At 69.4% G+C, this 5,091-nt stretch carries 6 protein-coding genes; 4 read left to right on the top strand and 2 right to left on the bottom strand.

The features are described 5' to 3' along the window. Positions 1-443, bottom strand: a 443-nt coding sequence (locus VGC18_RS03220; RefSeq protein ID WP_331094167.1) for an SDR family NAD(P)-dependent oxidoreductase, incomplete at its 3' end; no start/stop codon positions are given. A 112-nt stretch (positions 444-555) separates the two neighbouring features. Here VGC18_RS03220 and VGC18_RS03215 point away from each other — a divergent pair. The 4 genes from VGC18_RS03215 to VGC18_RS03200 all read left to right on the top strand — a co-directional run bounded on the left by VGC18_RS03215 (position 556) and on the right by VGC18_RS03200 (position 3,714). Continuing rightward, the gene (locus VGC18_RS03215) at positions 556-831 is read left to right on the top strand and encodes a DUF3099 domain-containing protein (RefSeq protein ID WP_331094165.1); all 276 of its coding nucleotides are present in this window, start codon (positions 556-558) and stop codon (positions 829-831) included. After that, positions 828-1,082, top strand: a complete 255-nt coding sequence (locus tag VGC18_RS03210) for a hypothetical protein (RefSeq protein ID WP_331094163.1) — start codon at positions 828-830, stop codon at positions 1,080-1,082. The genes VGC18_RS03215 and VGC18_RS03210 overlap by 4 nt, the downstream gene beginning before the upstream one ends. Continuing rightward, positions 1,079-1,927, top strand: a complete 849-nt coding sequence (locus tag VGC18_RS03205) for an SURF1 family protein (RefSeq protein ID WP_331094161.1) — start codon at positions 1,079-1,081, stop codon at positions 1,925-1,927. The genes VGC18_RS03210 and VGC18_RS03205 overlap by 4 nt, the downstream gene beginning before the upstream one ends. A 92-nt stretch (positions 1,928-2,019) precedes the next feature. Beyond that, positions 2,020-3,714 carry a sensor histidine kinase gene (locus tag VGC18_RS03200; protein ID WP_331094159.1) on the top strand — a complete coding sequence of 565 codons (1,695 nt, stop codon included), beginning with the start codon at positions 2,020-2,022 and terminating at the stop codon, positions 3,712-3,714. A gap of 39 nt (positions 3,715-3,753) precedes the next feature. On the opposite strand, the gene VGC18_RS03195 is transcribed toward VGC18_RS03200, so the two are convergent. Beyond that, the coding region (locus VGC18_RS03195; RefSeq protein WP_331094157.1) for an ABC-F family ATP-binding cassette domain-containing protein at positions 3,754-5,091 on the bottom strand (1,338 nt) is incomplete at its 5' end.

Below are 5,091 nucleotides of genomic sequence, written 5' to 3'. Positions count from 1 at the left end.
CCGCTCTTGGACGCGGCGTAGTTGACCTGCCCGGCGGATCCGAGCAGGCCGACGACGCTCGACACCAGCACGATGCGGCCGTATCGGGCCTTGAGCATGCCCTTGGAGGCCCGCTTGACCACGCGGAACGCGCCGGAGAGGTTCGTGTCCACCACCGAGGTGAAGTCCTCCTCCGTCATGCGCAGCAGCAGGGTGTCCTTGGTGATGCCGGCGTTGGCGACGAGGATCTCCACCGGGCCGAGCTGGGCCTCTACCGCGGTGAATGCGGCGTCGACGGAGGCGGAATCGGTCACGTCCGCGGCCACGCAGATGCTCCCGGCCGGGCCCTGCCCCGACCGGGCGGTGACGGCGACCCGGTGTCCGAGGGCCACAAACTGCTCGGCGATGGCGTAGCCGATGCCCCGGTTTCCGCCGGTGACGAGAACGGTTCGTGGGGTGGTCATGGGCACTCGCTTTCCTGGAGATTCGGTGACGTGCGCACCCGGGCGACGGGGAATCCGCGCGCCCGGCAGCGGCAAACTCCCCCAATCTTAGACGTAGGCTTGACAGCAACTCATGGCCAAACAGCAGTCGATCACCACACTCCCCCGGTCTCCGCAGGACGACCGGCGCAGTCGCATGATCCAGTACACGGTGGCCATGAGCATCCGCGTCGTCTGCATCGTGATCTGCCTGCTCGTACCCGGGTGGTGGCGGCTCATTCCGGCCGCGGGAGCCGTGCTGCTGCCGTACGTCGCCGTGGTGCTCGCCAACGCTGGCGGCTCACGGGGCGGCTCCGCCGAGGTGCTCCGTCCGGGGGCGGTCGCGCACGTGGAGGACGACCGGACGTGATCCCCCTCGGCGACGAGACCCTCCTCACGCCCACCTGCTCCAGGGCGGGATGCCGGACGCCGGCCACCTGGAACGTCAACTGGCGCAATCCCCGCATCCACGGTCCGGAGCGGGTCAAGGTGTGGCTCGCCTGCGACGAGCATCGGGACTACCTGAGGGACTATCTCGCGGCCAGGGACTTCCCGGTCGCGGTCACGGCCTTCGGCGAGGTGCTCGACGTGGTGCCGGACGCCGGAGGTCCCGTCGCGTGAACGGCTGGCGATTCGCCTTCAGCCGGCGGTGGTTCGGTTATCTCGCCCTCGCCGTGGTGTTCGCGGTGATCTGCGTCGGCCTGTCCAAGTGGCAGGTCGACCGCACCAACGAGACCAGGGCGGCCAACGACCTCATCGAGCGCAACTATCACTCCACCCCCCTGCCGGTCACCGACGTGCTGCCGCGGCTCACGTCGTTCGACGCCGATCAGGAATGGCGGCAGGTCGAGCTGACCGGCAGCTATCTCAAGGACGAGCAGCTCCTCGTCCGCAACCGGCCGCTCAACGGCCAGCCGGGCTTCGAGGTCCTCGACCCCTTCCTCCTCGACGACGGCCGTGTCTTCGTGGTCGACAGGGGCTATGTGCCGACCGGGAACGACCAGGACCGGCCGGACAGCATCCCCGAGCCCCGCTCCGGAACGGTCACCGTGATCGTGCGCCTCCAGCCGGGAGAGCCGAACCTGCCAGGGCGCACCGGCATCACCGGCGAGCTGGCGACCATCCACCTCCCCGACGTGGCGAAGCTCGTCGACAGGCCGACCTACACGCGCGCCTACGGGCTCATGGTCTCCGAGAGCCCGTCGGTGCCGACCCGTCCAACCCCGCTGCCGAGGCCGGAGCTCGACGAGGGCCTGCACATCTCCTACGCGATCCAGTGGGTGCTGTTCGGCATCATGGCCTTCTTCGGCCTGGGATACGCGATCCGCCAGGAGTACCGGATGCGCAACGCCGACGATCCAGAGGAACGGGAGCGTGCGGAGGAGCGGGAGCGCCGCCGCCTCGCCAAGCCGCGGTCCGACAGCGAGATCGAGGACGAGATCCTCGAGAGCCTCGATCGCCGCTGACGGCGAGAACGGCCGGGGAACGGCCGCTCTCTGCTAGCCTCTGCTGACAATCAGTCATGAGGCACATGGCGGTGATTTCAAGGGAACGCCCGATGTCCTCCTCAGACCGGCTCCTCACCCGCCTTCGCGACAACACCCGCGGTTCGTCCCTCGGCTACGCGCAGATCCCCCTCATCGGAAGCCTCGCCATCGTGGCCGTCATCGTGGGGCTCTCGAGCACGGCGGCGGCCCTTCGAGAGGTCCTGCTGCTCTGGGCGGTCCTCGTGGTCGTCTCCGCGATCACGGTGCTCGTTCCGTGGGGCGTCATCGATCACCGGCTGCTCCTCGTCGTGGCGGTCGCCGACGTCGTCGTCGTCGCGTTCCTGAGGGCCGGGCTGCTCGTCGCGTTGCCGAGTCTCAGCGTGCTGGTGCTGATCCCGGTGCTCTGGCTGTCGTACTCCTTCGGACTGGCCGGGCTTCTGCTCGCCGTGGCGGGCGACTATCTCGTTGCGCTGCTGCCCTTCCTCCGGAACAACGGCTGGCCGGCGACCCCCGCGGAGTGGGGAGGCGCGACCCTCTTCCCTGCCCTGGTCGGCGTCGTGGCGATCGCCGTCCACGTCGTCGCCGGCAGGCAGCGCAGGCAGCGGGCCGACCTGGTCACCGCCGACGAGAGCCTCCGGGTCTCGGTCGCCGAGACTCGCGACGGCACCGTGGCGCTTCGCGCGTCGATCGCCGAGGGCCTCGACGCGGCCTCCGCGGCGCTGACCGTCGTCGACACGGTGGACGCCGGCATCACCTTCTACGACTCGGACGGCCTCATCCTCCTCACCAACGACACCGCCAAACGGCTCGCGGTCATCGCCGGGAGCCGCTCTCCGCTGCGGATCACCCCATCACCGATCGTCTTCGAGCAGGACAGGATCACGCCCGTTCCGCTCGAGGGGCAGATCGCGGCTCTCGCCGCCCGGGGCGAGCTGGTGACCAGGCGGCTGTACTGGGTGGGAAGGGGGGAGGCTCAGCGCGCGGTGATGGCGACCTCCCAGTACGCGCGCCGGGCATCCGGAGAGCTCATCGGCACCGTCGTCGCCACCCACGACGTCACTCCGCTCGCGGAGGCGATCCAGGCGCGCGACGAGTTCCTGACCACGATCACGCACGAGCTGCGTACTCCGCTGACCTCGATGATGGGCTACCTCGAGCTGATCGAGGACTCCGTCGATCTGCGGGCGGCGGGGATCGCGACGGAGTTCGCCGTCGTGCAGCGCAACGGGGAGCGCCTGCTCGCGCTCATCACCGACCTCATCGTGACCGCGGAGGGCCGGGCACCGCTCGAACGCCGTCCCGCCGACATCGGCGAGCTCGCCGAGAAGTCCCTCGACTCGGTCAGGGCCGATGCCGAGAAGGCCGGCATCCGCGTCCTCGCGGGCAGGCTCGATCCCGTTCTCGCGGAGGTCGACGCCGACAGGATCAAGGACGTGCTCGACAAGCTCCTCTCCAACGCGGTGAAGTTCAACCGCGCGGGGGGCGAGCTCGGTCTCGTCGTCGAGAGGGACGGAGACGAGGTCGTCGTCCTCGTCTCCGACACCGGGCTCGGCATCGCCGACGCCGACCTGCCGCGCATCTTCGAGCGTTTCTTCCGCAGCGCCGCGACGCGGGACGGCGCGATCGCCGGCGCCGGACTGGGGCTGTCGACGGCGAAGATCATCGTCGACGCCCACCGGGGGACCATCTCGGCGAGCAGCCTGCTGGGCAGCGGGACCACGATCGAGCTGCGGCTTCCGCTTCTCGCGGCGGCCGCGGAGCTCTGACGTCCCCTTCGGGGCCGGGCCCGGCCGGAGTCGGGACTCTCAGTCCAGGCTGACCAGTTCCGCGTAGTCGCGGTTCCAGAGGTCTTCTGTCCCGTCCGGCATGACGAGCACCCGCTCGGGGTTGAGCGCCTCGACGGCACCCTCGTCGTGGCTGACCAGCACGACCGCGCCGGTGTAGTTGGCGAGCGCGTCCAGGATCTCGAGCCGGCTGGCCGGATCGAGGTTGTTGGTCGGCTCGTCGAGCAGTAGGACGTTCGCGCCGGAGACGACGATCATCGCCAGCGCCAGCCGCGTCTTCTCGCCGCCGGAGAGCACGCCGGCGAGCTTCGTCGCGTCGTCGCCGCTGAAGAGGAACGAGCCGAGCACGCGCCGCGCCTCGGTCTCGGTGATGTTGGGTGAGGAGGACACCATGTTCTGCAGGACGGTCCTCTTCACGTCGATCGTCTCGTGCTCCTGCGCGTAATAGCCGATGCGCAGGCCGTGTCCCGGCTCGAGCCGGCCGGTGTCCGGCTGGTCGACGCCGGCGAGGATGCGCAGAAGCGTGGTCTTGCCCGCGCCGTTGAAGCCGAGGATGACCACCTTGGAGCCGCGGTCGATCGCGAGGTCGACGGCGGTGAAGATCTCCAGCGAGCCGTAGCTCTTGCTGAGATTGGTCGCCATGAGCGGCGTGCGGCCGCAGGGCGCCGGATCGGGGAAACGCAGCTTGGCGACACGCTCGACGGCCCGCACGTCGTCGAGGCCGGACAGCATCTTCTCCGCGCGCCGGACCATCTGGTGGGCGGCGGCGGCCTTGGTCGCCTTGGCGCCGAACTTGGCCGCCTGCATCTGCAGCACGGAGGCCTTCTTCTCGACGTTGACCCGCTCCTTCTTGCGGCGCTCCTCGTCCGCGGCCCGCTGGCGCTGGTAGTTCTTCCAGTTCATGTTGTAGATGTCGATTACCTGGCGGTTAGCGTCGAGGTAGAAGACCCGGTTGACCGTCTCCTCCACGAGAGCGATGTCGTGGCTGATCACGATCAGTCCGCCCTGGAAGTTCTTGAGGAAATCGCGCAGCCAGACGACCGAGTCGGCGTCGAGGTGGTTGGTCGGCTCGTCGAGCAGCATGGTGTCCGCCCCGGAGAACAGGATGCGCGCGAGCTCGATCCGGCGGCGCTGCCCGCCGGAGAGCGTCGAGAGGGGCTGATCGAGGATGCGGTCGGGCAGGCTGAGGTTGCTCGCGATCGACGCGGCCTCCGCCTCGGCGGAGTACCCGCCGAGTGCGGTGAACCGGTCCTGCAGGTTGCCGTAGGTCTTCATGGCCGCGGCGCTGACCGCTGGATCGTCGTCGCCCATCGCCAGGGCCGACTCCTGCATGCCGAGGAGCAGCTGCCCGAGGCCCCT

This window comes from Lacisediminihabitans sp., from assembly GCF_036404185.1.
Lineage (GTDB): Bacteria > Actinomycetota > Actinomycetes > Actinomycetales > Microbacteriaceae > Lacisediminihabitans.
Note: the sequence above shows the minus strand (reverse complement) of the source record. Positions and strands in the feature narration are given on the sequence as shown.

Bases quoted from the DNA above. Each gene is read 5' to 3' on its own strand.
- VGC18_RS03215 (WP_331094165.1), top strand. From the start codon at position 556: ATGGCCAAACAGCAGTCGATCACCACACTCCCCCGGTCTCCGCAGGAC.
- VGC18_RS03200 (WP_331094159.1), top strand. From the start codon at position 2,020: ATGTCCTCCTCAGACCGGCTCCTCACCCGCCTTCGCGACAACACCCGC.